This window comes from Ruegeria sp. AP7, assembly GCF_056539905.1.
In genome coordinates this window covers 510,852-526,537 of sequence record NZ_JBQFVT010000001.1, presented here as the reverse complement: position 1 = coordinate 526,537, position 15,686 = coordinate 510,852, and the positions used below count along the sequence as shown (strand labels likewise).

Sequence of the window (15,686 nt, the reverse complement as noted above, 5' to 3'; positions counted from 1 at the left end):
TCTAGCTTTGTTAGCGCTAACCATCAATCGACCGAATTCTGACGGAGCGCATTATGACACTCAAGCTGGCAATCAACGGATTTGGACGGATCGGGCGTGGCGTTCTGCGAGCCGTCATGGAGTCCGGACGTACTGATGTTGAAATCATCGCAATCAACGATCTGGCAAAACCCGAAATGAACGCACATTTGTTCGAGTTCGACAGTGTGCATGGCCGCTATCCCAGACCTGTCACACTGACTGACGCCGGTCTGGATGTTGGTGCCGGACCGATCCGGTTGACCAGCGAGCGAGACCCCGAAGCACTGGACTGGTCTGATGTGGATGTGGTTCTGGAATGTACCGGCGTCTTTCGTACCCGCGAAGCAGCCGAGCGGCATCTGAAAAACGGATCAAAGAAAATACTGATCTCCGCCCCTGCCCGCGGCGATGGCGGTGTGAAGACCGTCGTCTTTGGCGTAAACGATCATGAGCTGACCGCTGACGATATCGTTGTCTCGAACGCCTCGTGCACCACCAACTGCCTGTCGCCCGTGGCCGCAGCACTGGACGCAGGGCTTGGCATCAAGCACGGCAATATGACAACCGTTCATGCCTACACGGCGAGCCAACCGGTTCATGACACAGCTGGGAAAGACCCCTACCTGTCGCGCGCAGCAGCACTGTCGATGATTCCCACGACAACCGGCGCGGCGTCTGCAGTGGGTCTGGTTTTGCCACAACTGGCCGGAAAGTTGACCGGGCAAGCCATTCGCGTGCCTACGCCCAATGTCTCAGTTGTTGACCTGGTCGCCGAAGTATCACGCCCAACAACCGAAGAGGAGGTCAATGCCCTCTTCGTAGAAGCCGCCGCGAAAGTCCCCGGCGTTTTGGCAGCCGAGAATCGCCCGCTGGTATCGATCGATTTCAACCACGACCCACACAGCTCGACCGTTTCGCTGGCTGAAACCAAAGTAACCGACGGCACGCTGGTGCGCGTCCTCGCTTGGTACGACAATGAGTGGGGCTTCTCGAACCGAATGCTGGACACGGCCGCCGCGATGGGTGCCCTAGCCTAAACGCTCACGAAGAGCTTCATTGACGCGGGGCGTGACGAATTTCGACACGTCCCCGTTTAATCTGGCGATTTCTTTGACCAGTTTCGAGGCAATCGCCTGATGCCGAGCCTCGGCCATTAGGAAGACCGTTTCAATCGAGTCGTCCAGCGCGCGGTTCATGCCAACCATCTGGAATTCATACTCGAAATCCGCGACCGCGCGCAGACCGCGCACAATGATTTGCGCCCCGGCATCTCGTGCACAATCGATCAGCAGGTTTTCAAATGGGTGCGCTACGATTTCGGTTCCGGTCTGTTCGGTGAGATGCGCACACTCGGCTTCGATCATCGCGACTCGTTCTTCCAAAGAAAACAGAGGGCCCTTGTCGCGGTTGATAGCGACGCCAATCACAAGCTTATCCACCAATGCAGCGGCACGGCGAATGATGTCGATATGGCCCAATGTGATTGGGTCAAAGGTACCGGGATATAATCCAACCCGCATAGGGCTCTCCAGCGCAACAAAATTTCTGCGCAAGCAAACATAACTTTGCCGCAGGTGCAAGAGGCTGAAACAGCCCCCGCGCTCAGTGGCCCATGATCATGCCTTCAAGCGCGTCTTTTTCCATAGCAAGTTCAGCCAGTTGCGCCTTGACCGCATCGCCCAGCGTTACGATCCCGACCAGTTTGCCCTCTTCCAGAACAGGCATATGGCGAAATCGGCCTTCAGTCATTTGCGACAGGATCGACTCGACCGAGTCCTGCTGGCTGGCTGTTACAAGCTTCTTGGTCATGTAGGTACTGACCGGCTTGTCCAGACACCCGCTACCACTGGCCGCCAGCTCGCGCACGATATCACGTTCGGACAGGATGCCCGAAGCCGTCTGCCCGCCATCTTCGGAAACGATCACAGTACCGATCCGATTCTCCGCCAGAATTGCGGCGGCCTGCGAGACCGACGCCGATGGTTCGACCGTCACTACGCCGCTGCCAGCTTTGGACTTGAGAATGGCCTGAACGAGCATCTGCAAAAACCTCCGGAATAACGTACTGTTTTCTAAGCGTTGCCGGAATGTCTGAAGGTGTCAAGGTGAAGCTTCGGCTTCCAGCCGCGCTACTTCGTCCCGTAGGCCACGTGTTAGTGCTTCGGCAAACCGATTCAACCGCTCATTGCGCTGGTCACCCTGATGGCGGACCAGATAGAACCCCCGGGTCAGACTTACCTGATCCGTCAGTATTTTTTGCAATCCCCGGTGGAACGGCAATGTAAAATCATGCGCAACACAAACCCCGGTGCCCAGCGACACCTGCCGCAACTGAACTGAGACCGAGTTTGATGCAAGCGCGACACGCTCAACACCAATATCGTTGAGGTAGTCAAGTTCCCGATCGAAGATCATGTCCGGGATATAGCCGATCATCCTGTGCCCTTTCAGATCCTCAATGGATCTAATTTCAGCGTGGCGATTCAGGTAATCTTTCGTGGCGACCATGTGCAGCCGATAATCGGATATCTTTTGAACCAGCAATTGCCCGGCAGTGGGCGCGCTGACAGAGACCGCCATATCGGCCTCTCGCCGGGATAGGTTGATAATGCGCGGCAACGCCAAAATCTGAATATCGAGGTCAGGATTCGCATCGCTGATCTTGGCGCAGACCTGCGGCAAAAGGTAATTGGCACTTCCATCCGGCGCACCAATTCTGATCTGACCACTCAGCGACTTGGCGGAACCCGACATGACACCTGTCGCCGCGCGCATAGCCTCTTCTGCCTGTAGACCATGCTCCATGAGACGCTGTCCCGCAGTCGTCAACACATAGCCCTGCTGTGATTTCGTGAACAACACAGCGTCCAAAGCCGCTTCCAATCGCGCGATTCTGCGACCGACAGTCGCCGGGTCTATCTTAAGAACCCGTCCCGCTCCCGAAAGGCTTTCGTCGCGAGCAACTGCTAGGAAAACCCGCAAATCATCCCAATTCGGTGTCATGCCTCGCCCTTTGCATTTTTGCAAAACTGATTTGAAATATTGCCTCTGTTCAGGTGATTTTCGCAAGTCTATTCTGCGCGCAACCTAATCCGGAGGAATTTGCCATGCAGAACCTGACCCATTTCATCAACGGCGAACATGTCGCCGGGACATCTGGCCGCTTTGACGATGTGTTCAACCCGGCAACGGGCGAAGTGCAGTACCAATGCCCGATGGCAAGTGTTGCCGAGACCACCGCAGCGATCGAAGACGCCGCAGCGGCTCAGGTCGCTTGGGGCGCAACCAACCCGCAGAAACGCGCACGCGTCATGATGGCGATGGTTGGCTTGATGAACCGCGACATGGACAAACTGGCCGAGGCGCTCAGCCGTGAACATGGCAAGACCATTCCCGATGCGAAGGGTGACTTGCAGCGTGGTCTGGAAGTGATCGAATATTGCATCGGCGCGCCCCAGATGCTGAAAGGTGAATTCACCGACAGCGCGGGCCCGGGCATCGATATGTATTCGATGCGTCAGCCGCTGGGTGTGGTCGCCTCGATCATGCCGTTCAACTTCCCGGCCATGATGCCGCTGTGGCATGTCGGCCCTGCTCTGGCCTGCGGCAACGCAGTTGTTCTGAAACCGTCCGAGCGTGACCCATCTGTTCCATTGATGCTGGCTGAACTGTTTGTCGAAGCTGGTCTGCCCAAAGGCGTGTTCCAGGTTGTAAACGGCGACAAAGAGGCCGTTGACACCCTGCTCGACAGTGAAATCATTCAGGGCGTGTCGTTCGTGGGTTCGACCCCGATCGCGCAGTACATCTATGCTCGTGCAACCGCCAACGGCAAACGCGCGCAGTGCTTCGGTGGCGCCAAGAACCACATGATCGTTATGCCTGACGCCGATCTGGATCAGGCCGCTGACGCGCTGGTCGGTGCTGGCTTCGGCGCAGCTGGCGAACGCTGCATGGCAATCTCGGTCGCTGTACCGGTTGGCGAAGAAACCGCAGACGCGCTGATCGAAAAACTGATCCCGCGTGTCGAAAAGCTGAAAGTCGGCCCCTACACAGCCGGCGACGATGTTGACATGGGTCCGGTTGTTACTGCTGCCGCGAAAGAGCGAATTCTTGGTCTGATCAACTCGGGTGTTGAGCAAGGCGCGAAGCTGGTTGTCGACAACCGTGACTTCAGCCTGCAGGGTTATGAGGACGGTTTCTTTGTCGGCCCGCACCTGTTCGACAACGTCACGCCCGACATGGACATCTATAAGCAAGAGATCTTTGGCCCGGTCCTGTCGACCGTACGCGCAGGTTCCTACGAAGAGGCGCTGAAACTGGCGATGGATCATGAATACGGCAACGGCACCGCGATCTTCACTCGTGACGGCGATACCGCGCGTGATTTTGCCAGCCGGATCAATATCGGCATGGTTGGCATCAACGTCCCGATCCCGGTTCCGCTGGCCTATCACACCTTCGGTGGCTGGAAGAAGTCCATGTTCGGAGACCTGAACCAGCACGGCCCGGACAGCTTCAAGTTCTACTCGCGCACCAAGACCGTCACATCGCGCTGGCCGTCGGGTATCAAGGAAGGCGGCGAGTTCAACTTCAAAGCCATGGACTGATCGGTTAGATCATTTATCAGGAAGCCCGGCCTAACGCAGGCCGGGTTTCTTTCGTTTTGGGCCTATTCCCGCTGGTTCAGACACTTCACAAGAAATTCAGAGACCAACCTCTGGAAAAATCAGGCAATCACCAATATTTTATCGGCGATTCAACTAATCGAGCAGTTCGTATCTTTCCGGAGGCAACCTTGTCCCAAAATCGTTTGACCCGTCGTCATGCCCTATTGGGCGCTGCATCTTTGATTGCGGCACCAGCCATCCTACGCGCCCAAAGCATCGATGCATTCCCGCAGGATGAAGAAGCGATCAGCACACAATTACCCGTTCGTCGCAATGTATCGTCATTCTCGCAGCAGAATTGGCAGGATCACTTTGACGAACTGGGCGTCGGTGCGTTGCTGGCCGATATCACCAGCCGGGCTGTGCATTACTGGGGACCCGATGGGACCTATAAACTCTATCCCAGCTCTGTCCCGATGAGCGAAGAGCTCACCAAGCGCGGATATACCAAAGTCACGCGCAAGTCGGAAAACCCAAGCTGGACTCCAACTGCATCAATGCGCGAACGCGATCCGTCGTTGCCGGTTCGCATGGAGGGTGGCGAACCCGGGAACCCGTTGGGGACCCGCGCTATGTATCTTGGCTGGCCTGCCTATTTGGTTCATGGCACCCACGATACCCGCAAGATCGGTCGTCAAAGCTCGTCCGGCTGTATCGGTCTTTATAACCAACATGTGGAAGAGCTGTATCCGCTGGTGAAGGTCGGTACTCAGGTACGTTTGGTATAAACGGCAGATTTCTACTCGGAACTCAAAAAAGCCCCGTCCATCAGGAACGGGGCTTTTACGATTGTGGAAGTGGTAGATTTATTCGGGGATAATCACTTCATCTACAACGTGAATGACGCCGTTACTGGCTTCGATATCAGCCTGCACAACTTCGGCGCCGTTAACTTTCACACCATTCTTTGCGTTCACGCTTAGACGATCGCCTTGTACGGTCAGAACCTTTGCTCGTTTCCCAGCGATGTCACCAGACATCACTTTGGCTGGCACAACATGATAGGTCAGGATCGCTACCAGTTGGTCCTTGTTTTCTGGTAGAAGAAGAGTTTCAACCGTGCCTTCGGGCAGAGCGGCAAAAGCCTCGTCCGTGGGTGCAAAGACAGTGAAAGGCCCATCGCTTTTCAACGTATCAACCAATCCAGCGGCCTGAACGGCAGCGACCAGAGTGTTGAACGACCCGGCGGCGACTGCCGTATCGACGATATCTGCTGCCTGTGCTTTGACGGGTAGTGCAAGTGCAAATGCGGCGGCAGCGCCCATGAATGTGCGACGGAACATGGCTGTTAACTCCTCTCCAGCTTGTTATGCAGAGGATTACGGGCCTTTTCGCAAACCGGATCACATGTTGATCATTTTTCTTTGAGCTGCACCCATATGCTCTGCGCGCGACCGTCTTTCAGAAACGGTAATGCCTCCACCGCGTCGGGGCGTTCCTGTTGCAAATAATATCCGGGCCAAAGCATTGAATAGAAGCCAGATTGCAGCAAGGCGTGCAGCATGTATTGCTCGCCCCAACCCGGACAATCATAGAAGAACCGCTTAGGATATTCGTAAGGCAGAAAAACATCGTGGACGTGGATGACAACGCCCGGTTTCAGCGCCGGAATGATCCGACAGAATAAATGAGCCACGTCATTGCTCATCCGGACCACGTGGCTTGAATCGATGAAAAGAACGTCTCCGGCTTCAAGCTGATCGAATATTGCGGGATCGACCTCTTCCAGTCGCTTTTGCTCGAACTGATCGACGACATGAGCGATATCGGCACGCGGATACGGATCAATTGCGGTGATGGTCGTATCCAAGCCTCCGTCGATTATCGCTTGGCGCGTCACGCGGGTCGAGTTTCCGCAGCCGACCTCGATCACGCGTTTTGGCTGAAAGCGGCGGATCATCAGATAAAGCGCATCCGCATCCGGGCTGTCATAGTACCCATTGTTGGTTACATAACCTGTCTGATTGCGCGCAGGATCTTTCAGCGCCGCAAGATCGTCGGCGTGTCGCGTGTACGCGTCCACCAACTGTGTGATCTCGAACTCTTCCATCCCCGGTGACAAAGCGTATGCAGGGCGGGTCAGCCCCCCTGCCCGCTCAAAGGCTTCAAGCCGCGCCCGTTCATCCTGTTCTGTGACCTTGTCGATCAGCTTCACTCCTAACTCGTCCAGAGCAGCGTTGATCTGTAGAAATTTTCTGGGTTTCACGAGGATGGCTCCAATCTACGTTGCGCCTTTCCTTACCTTTGCTCGCGGCACCTCTGCAAGAACCCTTGAGCCAAACCCTTGGCAAAAGAGAAAATTCCGTATTCACTGATTGGAATTGAACGACGAGGACCGCCATGCAGCAGGAATTCACGTTAGGCATCGAGGAAGAGTATCTGCTGGTTGATCGCGACAGCATGCAGCTTGCGCATGCCCCAACCGCGTTGATCGAAGCCTGTCAAAGTGATTTCGAAGGTCAGGTCAGCCCCGAATTTCTGCAATGCCAGATCGAGGTCGGAACCCGCCCGCACGCCACCATCAAATCCGCCCGAGAAGACCTAAAGCGGTTGCGGTCCTGTGTCTCAAAGCGCGCGGCTGAATACAATATGGCACCAATCGCGGTTTCCTGCCATCCATTCGCAAACTGGAAAGATCAGCATCATACAAGAAGAGAGCGCTATGACGCATTGCAGCACGCTCTTGGCGGCGTTGCACGCCGAATGCTGATCTGCGGGATGCACGTGCATGTGGGGATCGAAAACCAGGCCCTGCGCGCCGATCTGATGCCACAGCTGTCTTACTTTCTGCCGCATCTCCTGGCTTTGTCTACTTCGTCACCTTACTGGAACGGCGAGGATACGGGCCTATCCTCCTATCGGTTGACCGTATTCGATAACTTGCCCAGAACCGGTTTACCTCCGGTATTCAGTAGTTGGGGCGAATATGAACGTACAACCGGAGTTTTGGTCGAACTCGGGGTAATCGAAGATACCTCAAAAATCTGGTGGGACCTGCGCCCTTCGCATCGCTTTCCAACGCTCGAAACCCGGATCATGGATGTCCAGCCCCGGCTGGAACACACATTGTCTTTGGCGGCTTTGGCGCAAGCCTTGACCCGGATGTTATGCCGTCTGAAAGCGCGCAATCTACGTTGGCGGCAATATGACAAGTTCCTGATCGGCGAAAATCGCTGGCGTGCGCAACGCTATGGCGTTGGCGAAGGGCTGATTGATTTCGGGGATCGCTCGATCAAGCCCATGGCCGAACTGATGGGTGAACTCATGGGTATGCTGGCTGAAGATACGGAAGCGCTCGGCACGATGACCGAGATTGCACGTCTAAGGCACATTGCCGAGACAGGCACTTCTTCAACCCGCCAACGTCGCGTCCATGCCGAGGCTGTCGCGCGCGGAGATGATCCAGGGAAAGCCGTGGTTAGCCATCTGATCGAAGAATTTCACGCCGATTTGTAGTTTCAGACTGCGGCCAGAATATCCTTAATCCGTTCTGCCACCGGTTCGTACAGGTCCCGGTCTGTCCAATATCCGTTGTGCGAGAACGGGTTCCATGACGTAAATATTTTGCCCGCATTGATTGGTTTGTCTTTCAAGGCTCTGCTTTGTGCCAGCTGCGCATAGCTCGGCGCGCTTTTGCCCAACGGAAACCCAAGAACATCGTGACGATCATAGTAGTTGTGCCACCATGTCGTAAACCGGAGCGCGGGTGGAAGCTCGCGATTAGGAGCCATAATCGGGAATATCTCATTCTCGGGATACGCGAACAAGAAGATCGGAATATTGCATCCGAAGGTCACGATCCCCGCGACTGTTTTCATGTTTTCTACATGTGTCGGATGAACCGGTGATCCACCCTGCCGCAGATGCCTCTGCATATCGTAGATATAGTTGGACATTATGTGCCCACCCAGTGAATGGGCCAGTATCAGGACGGGGCCGTCATGGCCTACCTGATGTTTGACCACACCCATCACATTCTCGATTTTCTTGTGGATCGCATCATAGATTTTGTCACCGTCATCCGGCGTCGGGCGATACGAGGCAGCATCGGACAAGTTACACACAACAAACTCGCGCAGCTTGTCATAGCCCAAACTACGGTTGATCTTGCGCAGATAATCTTTCTGCCGCCCCTGCAGGATTTGAGCCCAAACAACCTCATGCCAGATCACATGGCTCATATCGGCTCCGATCCGGTTCGCGACGCGCCGCTTCAATCCTTTCGAAAATGTTGGGGTTGTTGATGCAGGTTGCCCTTGGGGTCTGTATTGGCTTCCCATTCCGTGAATGGCGATCACGGCCATTTTGTGAGACGGCATCAGAATACTCCATAAAATCGATCTTTAGAATTTCCTCAGTATAGCGCAGGTAAGTAAATCTCCCAAACCCGTCCGCAGCGTTTGCCGCCGTTGAAAAATTTCTGTAAGGATTGAAGAATAAAACGCTTGTTCAATTCTGCAGTATACAGGGACCACCGCCATGGATTTCGCGTTGACCGAAGAACAGACGGCCATTTTTGATATGGCCTATGCCTTTGGCCAGGAACATATCGCCCCATTCGCGCGCCAATGGGAAGCTGACGGCACGATACCGAAAGATCTTTGGCCCAAGATTGGCGAACTTGGTTTTGGCGCCCTCTACGTCTCGGAAGAAGGTGGCGGATCAGGCCTGAGCCGTCTTGATGCGACGCTGGTGTTCGAAGCCCTGTCGATGGCCTGCCCCTCGGTCGCGGCTTTCCTGTCGATCCACAACATGTGCGCCAAAATGCTGGACAGCTTTGCCAGTGATGATCTGAAATCGCGCATCATGCCTGACATTCTCAGCCTTGAGACGGTGCTCAGCTATTGCCTGACGGAACCTGGTTCCGGCTCAGACGCAGCCGCTTTGAAAACCCGGGCGGAACGCACGAACGAGGGATACACCCTGAACGGCTCTAAGGCTTTCATCTCGGGCGGCGGTTATTCGGATGCCTATGTCTGCATGGTCCGCACGGGTGAGGATGGTCCCAACGGAATTTCGACAGTCTATGTCGAAGACGGGACCCCCGGCCTTAGCTTTGGCGCTCTGGAGCAGAAAATGGGCTGGAAAAGCCAGCCCACCGCGCAGGTCCAGTTTGATGACTGTAAGATCCCCGCGGGAAACTTGGTCGGTGCAGAAGGCGACGGATTCAAATACGCCATGATGGGGCTGGACGGCGGACGCCTGAATATTGCTTCATGCTCATTAGGTGCAGCGCAGAATGGATTGGATTTGACGCTGCAATACATGTCAGAGCGCAAAGCATTCGGCCAATCCATCGATCAGTTCCAAGCGCTGCAGTTCCGCCTCGCCGATATGGAGATCGAACTGCAGGCCGCCCGCACCTTCCTACGGCAAGCTGCGTGGAAACTGGATCAAGGTGCGCCTGATGCCACCAAATTCTGCGCCATGGCCAAGAAATTCGTCACCGAGACCGGATCGAAGGTGGTTGACCAGTGCCTGCAATTGCATGGCGGCTACGGTTATCTGGCCGACTATGGCATCGAAAAGCTTGTGCGCGATCTGCGCGTGCACCAGATACTTGAAGGCACCAACGAGATTATGCGCGTCATCGTTGCACGGCAAATGCTGGCGAACCGCTGAGGGTCCAATGGCTGACATCTATATTCGTACCGTAGGGCGCGCCGGGCGCATCACGTTAACTCGCCCAAAGGCCTTGAATGCACTTAGCTATGAGATGTGCATGGCCATCGACACCGCTCTCCGGAGTTGGCGTGAGGATGATGTAGTCGATCTGATCATTTTTGACGCCGAGGGTGAAAAGGCTTTTTGTGCCGGTGGCGACATTGCAGAGCTATACGCAACTGGCACCAATGGCGATTACGATTACGGCCGTACCTTCTGGCGCGACGAATATCGGATGAATGCTACAATCTTTGAATACCCCAAACCTGTTATCAGCTTCCTGCAAGGCTTCACCATGGGTGGCGGTGTTGGCATCGGCTGTCATGGCAGTCATCGCGTTGTTGGTGAAAGCTCGCAAATTGCAATGCCGGAGTGTTCGATAGGTCTGGTCCCTGATGTGGGCGGAACACTGATGTTGGCGCTGGCGCCAGGGCGTCTAGGCGAGTATTTGGGAATAACCGGCTACCGAATGGGCCCCGATGACGCAATCTTTGCTGGCTTTGCTGATCATTTCATTCCGCAAGACCGCTGGGCGGGCCTTATAGATATGCTGGAAGCTTCCGGTCGTGCAGAAATTGTTGAAGAGCACACTGAAACTCTCCCGAAAGGCAAACTGGCCGAGTTCCAACCTCAGATCGACGCGTTTTTCGGCGGAGAAAGCCTGACCGATATCTTGAACATCCTGCGTAGCGACGGCCAGGAATTCTCGTCGAAAGTTCTCAATGGCCTCAAACGAAATGCTCCGATTTCGATGGCCTGTTGCATCGAAATGCTGCATCGGTTGCGCGGACCGAATTTGACCCTGCGCAAGGCATTGGCGATGGAGTATCGCTTTACATATCGCGCGATGGAACACGGAGATTTTCTGGAAGGCATTCGTGCACAGATTATAGACAAGGATCGCAATCCAAACTGGCAATTTGCAGATATGAACGTACCTGCGGCAGCAGTCTCGAATATGTTGCAACCATTAGGTGAGAACGCGCTGACCTTTTCAGAGGAGTAAGGGATGAAAATCGCATTCATTGGACTGGGCAACATGGGCGCCCCAATGGCAGCCAATTTGGCAGCGGCCGGTCATGAAGTGGTCGGCCATGACATGGCAGACATATCGATCGATGGTGTGACGATGGCCGCGTCAGGGGCCCAAGCCGTTTCTGGCGCAGAGGCGGTCATCACCATGCTTCCCAATGGCCAGATACTGCGCAACGTGGCCAATGAGGTTATTCCTGCGATGCAGAACGGTGCGGTTCTGATCGACTGTTCGACCGTAGATGTCGACAGCGCCCGCGTCGTAGCCCAGCAAGCCACAGACGCCGGTCTGCTCTCGGTGGATGCACCGGTTTCAGGTGGAATTGGCGGCGCCGCAGCCGGCACGCTGACCTTTATGGCTGGTGGCTCTGACACCGCTTTTGCCAAAGCCGCGCCGTTGTTTGAAATCATGGGCCAGAAAGCGGTTCACTGCGGCGAGGCGGGCGCTGGTCAAGCCGCCAAAATCTGCAACAACATGATCCTCGGCGTCACCATGATTGCCACCTGCGAGGCATTTGCACTGGCTGACAAGCTAGGGTTGGACCGCCAAAAAATGTTTGATGTGGTTAGCACTTCTTCTGGCTACAGTTGGACGATGAATGCATATTGCCCTGCGCCGGGTGTTGGCCCCGAAAGCCCTTCTGACAATGATTATATCCCTGGCTTTGCCGCCGAGCTGATGCTGAAAGATCTACGCCTCAGCCAACAGGCTGCAGAAAGCGCTGATGCCGATACTCCCATGGGAGAAATCGCAACGAAGCTTTATGAACAGTTTGTCGAACACGAAAATGGCTTAGGTCGCGATTTCAGCGCCATGTTGCCACGGTTCGAGACGCGCGGCCGAAGCTAACACTCTGGCAGCGGAAAACCGCACAGGGCTGGAATACAAGGAGGCGCGCTCCTACGTGATTGGGTATTGTACAAGCAAATACAAACACCCACGCCGGAGTGCGCCTCGATGAAAATTCTGACCTGCCTTTCAATGGTCGCCCTGATTGCGCTGAGCCCAGCCGTAGCGTTGGCCGGGAATGGCAATGGTAAAGGTAAGAACAAGTCCAAGTTGCAAGTCGAACGAGTCGCTCCGCAATTTGGTGTGGTGCGTAGCAATGCTGGCCATTGCCCTCCGGGGCTTGCGAAAAAGGCTGTGCCTTGCGTGCCACCCGGGCAGGCCAAAAAGCTCTACCGAAAGGGTGATCGGCTTGATGATTACATCTGGATTGACGACCCTTATCGCTATGGATTGCGGCGCGGTGGCAACTATGTGCGTGCCGGTGACTATGTCTATTCAATCGACCCGGACACGCGCAAAGTGTTGAACCTCATCGGCGCAGTTGCCGATATCCTCTACTAGAGTTCGCTATTCAGCGGCCACACGTTCAGTATTCAGCATCGGTTTTAGGTAGCGTCCGGTATGACTGCTCTCGCATTCCGCGACATCTTCAGGTGTGCCCTCTGCCACGATCTGGCCGCCTCCGTCGCCTCCCTCGGGACCGATGTCGATAATCCAGTCGGCGGTTTTCACCACATCCAGATTGTGTTCGATCACCACAACCGTATTTCCCTGATCCACCAGTTCGTGCAGCACTTCTAGGAGCTTACGAACATCTTCGAAGTGAAGACCGGTTGTCGGCTCATCAAGGATATATAGTGTTCGCCCGGTCGAACGTTTGCTGAGCTCTTTCGACAGCTTCACGCGCTGCGCTTCACCACCAGACAGCGTTGTTGCTTGCTGACCGACCTTAATATAGCCCAGCCCGACGCGCGCAAGGGCATCCATCTTGTCTCGGATCGAAGGCACGGCCTTAAAAAACTCCTGCGCATCTTCGACAGTCATATCAAGCACATCCGCGATGGACTTACCCTTGAATTTGATCTCAAGCGTCTCGCGATTATAGCGCGCGCCCTTACAGGTTTCACAAGTCACATAGACATCGGGCAGGAAGTGCATCTCGATCTTGATCACACCGTCACCCTGACAGGCCTCGCAGCGTCCACCTTTAACATTGAAGCTGAAGCGACCGGGTTTGTAGCCACGCGCCTTGGCCTCGGGCAGGCCCGCAAACCAGTCGCGGATCGGGGTGAAGGCCCCGGTGTAAGTCGCTGGATTTGAACGTGGAGTCCGGCCTATCGGACGCTGATCGATATCAATCACCTTATCCAAATGCTCTAGACCTTTAATCGTCTCGCAAGGCGCCGGTGTCTGACGCGCACCATTCAGCCGCATCGAGGCGGTTTTGAACAAAGTCTCAATCGTCAGGGTGGATTTACCGCCTCCTGAGACCCCAGTAACACAGACGAACTTGCCCAGCGGAAAGTCTGCCGTGACATTTTTCAGGTTGTTTCCGGTGGCCTTGACCACGCTCACCTTCTGCTTCTTACCTTTTCGCCTCTCTGCAGGTACCGCAATTTCACGCGTCCCAGACAGGTACTGACCGGTAATCGAAGCCGCATCACCAGCGATGTGTTCGGGCGTGCCATGGCTGACGACCTGCCCACCGTGAACACCAGCCCCGGGTCCAATATCGAAGACATAGTCAGCCTCGCGAATGGCCTCTTCGTCGTGCTCTACGACGATAACGGTGTTTCCCTGATCGCGCAGGTTCTTGAGTGTCCCCAACAGCCGGTCATTGTCGCGTTGATGCAGACCGATCGAAGGTTCATCAAGTACATACAATACCCCGGTCAGGCCCGATCCGATTTGGCTGGCCAAACGAATGCGCTGGCTCTCGCCACCGGACAAAGTGCCACTTGAACGTGACAGTGTAAGATATTCCAAACCCACATTATTCAAAAAGCCGAGCCGTTCGCGGATTTCCTTCAGAATGGCCCGAGCGATCTCGTTCTTTTGCGCAGTCAGATGGTTCGGCGCATCCTCAATCCAGGCCAATGCCTCTCGGATCGACATCTGGACCACCTGCCCCACATGCAGCCCTGCTATTTTTACAGCCAGCGCTTCTGCGCGCAGACGATATCCCTCGCAGGTGCCACAGGGACGATTGTTCTGATAACGCTCGAATTCTTCGCGAATCCAGGCGCTGTCAGTCTCGCGATATCGGCGCTCCATGTTGGGTATGACGCCCTCGAAGCTGCGCGTGACCTGATAAACGCGACCACCTTCGTCATAGCGGAACTGGATTTCCTCATCGCCAGAACCACGCAGGAACACCTGCTGAACTTTATCGGGCAAATCCTTCCACGGCGTGTTTTTGTCGAACTCATAGTGCCGCGCGATGGCTTCGATGGTTTGCAGGAAATACGGGGATTTCCCCTTCCGCCACGGCGCCAAAGCCCCATCATACAGCTTCAGCGTCTGGTCCGGCACAACGAGGCGTTCATCAAAGAACAGTTCAACCCCCAGACCGTCGCAATCGGGGCATGCTCCGAAAGGCGCGTTGAATGAAAACAGACGGGGTTCGATCTCGGGGATCGTGAACCCACTGACCGGGCAGGCAAAATTCTCACTGAACGTGATCCGCTCGGGGTCGCCCTCTTTCGGTGCGGTTTCGAGAATTGCAATCCCATCGGCAAGATCCAGCGCTGTCCGCAGGCTGTCAGCCAAGCGCGTTTCCATCCCTTCACGTACAACCAAACGATCAACCACGACGTCGATATCATGTCGGAACTTCTTATCCAGCGTTGGCGGTTCATCCAACTCGTAGAACTCGCCATCGACCTTGACGCGCTGGAACCCTTGTTTGCGAAGTTCCAGGAATTCCTTTTTGTACTCGCCCTTCCGGTCCCGCACGATTGGGGCCAGCAAATAGCCACGGGTGCCCTCCTCCATGGTCATGATCCGGTCGACCATGTCTTGCACTTGCTGCGCCTCGATAGGCAGCCCTGTGACCGGGCTGTAGGGCGTTCCAGCACGAGCAAACAACAGACGCAAATAGTCGTAAATCTCGGTCACGGTCCCCACGGTTGAGCGGGGGTTCTTGGACGTCGTCTTCTGTTCGATCGAAATAGCAGGGCTCAGGCCGCTGATGTGATCTACATCGGGCTTTTCCATCATATCCAGAAACTGCCGCGCATAAGCCGACAAGCTTTCGACATAGCGGCGCTGACCTTCGGCGTAGATAGTGTCAAACGCCAGCGAGGACTTGCCCGAGCCAGAAAGACCGGTGATCACCACCAGCTGATCACGCGGAATGTCGACATCAATGCTTTTGAGGTTATGCTCGCGCGCGCCGCGCACCTCGATATTCTTCAGCTCAGCCATTCTGGCCCCCAACAGATACGTCTTTCAGAGATAAGCGAGCAGCGCCGAGTCTCCAATCGAAAAGTTAGAACAAAGCAAGAACTAGC

15 protein-coding genes are annotated in these 15,686 nt (G+C 55.2%); 8 read left to right on the top strand and 7 right to left on the bottom strand.

The window, feature by feature from the left end; genetic code table 11:
• Positions 1–53: 53 nt before the first annotated feature.
• On the top strand, positions 54–1,058 hold the full coding sequence (gap, locus tag ACR0KN_RS02540; RefSeq protein ID WP_170539440.1) for a type I glyceraldehyde-3-phosphate dehydrogenase: 1,005 nt from the start codon (positions 54–56) through the stop codon (positions 1,056–1,058).
• Here gap and coaD read toward each other — a convergent pair.
• From coaD to ACR0KN_RS02525, 3 genes are all read right to left on the bottom strand, one after another.
• Positions 1,050–1,541, bottom strand: a complete 492-nt coding sequence (gene coaD, locus ACR0KN_RS02535) for a pantetheine-phosphate adenylyltransferase (RefSeq protein WP_170539437.1) — start codon at positions 1,539–1,541, stop codon at positions 1,050–1,052. The genes gap and coaD overlap by 9 nt on opposite strands.
• A gap of 82 nt (positions 1,542–1,623) precedes the next feature.
• Positions 1,624–2,061, bottom strand: a complete 438-nt coding sequence (locus ACR0KN_RS02530; protein WP_010439840.1) for a CBS domain-containing protein — start codon at positions 2,059–2,061, stop codon at positions 1,624–1,626.
• Positions 2,062–2,121: 60 nt separating this feature from the next.
• Positions 2,122–3,024 (bottom strand): LysR family transcriptional regulator, encoded by a 903-nt coding sequence (locus ACR0KN_RS02525; RefSeq protein WP_480651145.1) that lies wholly within the window; start codon positions 3,022–3,024, stop codon positions 2,122–2,124.
• A gap of 104 nt (positions 3,025–3,128) precedes the next feature.
• Between ACR0KN_RS02525 and ACR0KN_RS02520 the strand changes: the two genes are divergently transcribed.
• Both ACR0KN_RS02520 and ACR0KN_RS02515 read left to right on the top strand, forming a co-directional pair.
• A complete protein-coding gene (locus ACR0KN_RS02520) occupies positions 3,129–4,628 on the top strand; it encodes a CoA-acylating methylmalonate-semialdehyde dehydrogenase (protein WP_039535334.1) in 1,500 nt (499 codons plus the stop codon).
• A gap of 188 nt (positions 4,629–4,816) precedes the next feature.
• Positions 4,817–5,416 (top strand): L,D-transpeptidase, encoded by a 600-nt coding sequence (locus ACR0KN_RS02515; RefSeq protein ID WP_480651142.1) that lies wholly within the window; start codon positions 4,817–4,819, stop codon positions 5,414–5,416.
• Between the two features lie 78 nt (positions 5,417–5,494).
• Here the strand turns inward: ACR0KN_RS02515 and ACR0KN_RS02510 are convergent, their stop codons facing one another.
• Both ACR0KN_RS02510 and ACR0KN_RS02505 read right to left on the bottom strand, forming a co-directional pair.
• A complete protein-coding gene (locus tag ACR0KN_RS02510; protein WP_170469899.1) occupies positions 5,495–5,971 on the bottom strand; it encodes a fasciclin domain-containing protein in 477 nt (158 codons plus the stop codon).
• Positions 5,972–6,042: 71 nt separating this feature from the next.
• Positions 6,043–6,894 (bottom strand): class I SAM-dependent methyltransferase, encoded by an 852-nt coding sequence (locus ACR0KN_RS02505; RefSeq protein ID WP_480651140.1) that lies wholly within the window; start codon positions 6,892–6,894, stop codon positions 6,043–6,045.
• A 134-nt stretch (positions 6,895–7,028) separates the two neighbouring features.
• On the opposite strand from ACR0KN_RS02505, the gene ACR0KN_RS02500 reads away from it, so the two are divergent.
• A complete protein-coding gene (locus ACR0KN_RS02500) occupies positions 7,029–8,144 on the top strand; it encodes a carboxylate-amine ligase (RefSeq protein ID WP_480651138.1) in 1,116 nt (371 codons plus the stop codon).
• Between the two features lie 2 nt (positions 8,145–8,146).
• Here the strand turns inward: ACR0KN_RS02500 and ACR0KN_RS02495 are convergent, their stop codons facing one another.
• On the bottom strand, positions 8,147–9,007 hold the full coding sequence (locus tag ACR0KN_RS02495; RefSeq protein ID WP_010439825.1) for a hypothetical protein: 861 nt from the start codon (positions 9,005–9,007) through the stop codon (positions 8,147–8,149).
• A gap of 160 nt (positions 9,008–9,167) precedes the next feature.
• Between ACR0KN_RS02495 and ACR0KN_RS02490 the strand changes: the two genes are divergently transcribed.
• From ACR0KN_RS02490 to ACR0KN_RS02475, 4 genes are all read left to right on the top strand, one after another.
• Positions 9,168–10,310 (top strand): acyl-CoA dehydrogenase family protein, encoded by a 1,143-nt coding sequence (locus ACR0KN_RS02490; protein ID WP_480651135.1) that lies wholly within the window; start codon positions 9,168–9,170, stop codon positions 10,308–10,310.
• Positions 10,311–10,317: 7 nt separating this feature from the next.
• Entirely contained in the window at positions 10,318–11,358 is a 1,041-nt protein-coding gene (locus tag ACR0KN_RS02485; protein ID WP_480651133.1) for an enoyl-CoA hydratase/isomerase family protein, read from the top strand.
• Between the two features lie 3 nt (positions 11,359–11,361).
• A complete protein-coding gene (gene mmsB, locus ACR0KN_RS02480) occupies positions 11,362–12,234 on the top strand; it encodes a 3-hydroxyisobutyrate dehydrogenase (RefSeq protein WP_480651131.1) in 873 nt (290 codons plus the stop codon).
• Positions 12,235–12,342: 108 nt separating this feature from the next.
• Positions 12,343–12,735, top strand: coding sequence for a hypothetical protein (locus ACR0KN_RS02475; RefSeq protein ID WP_480651129.1), 393 nt, complete (start codon positions 12,343–12,345; stop codon positions 12,733–12,735).
• Between the two features lie 6 nt (positions 12,736–12,741).
• Here ACR0KN_RS02475 and uvrA read toward each other — a convergent pair whose 3' ends face one another.
• Positions 12,742–15,600, bottom strand: a complete 2,859-nt coding sequence (gene uvrA / locus ACR0KN_RS02470) for an excinuclease ABC subunit UvrA (protein ID WP_480605482.1) — start codon at positions 15,598–15,600, stop codon at positions 12,742–12,744.
• Between the last annotated feature and the right edge of the window lie 86 nt (positions 15,601–15,686).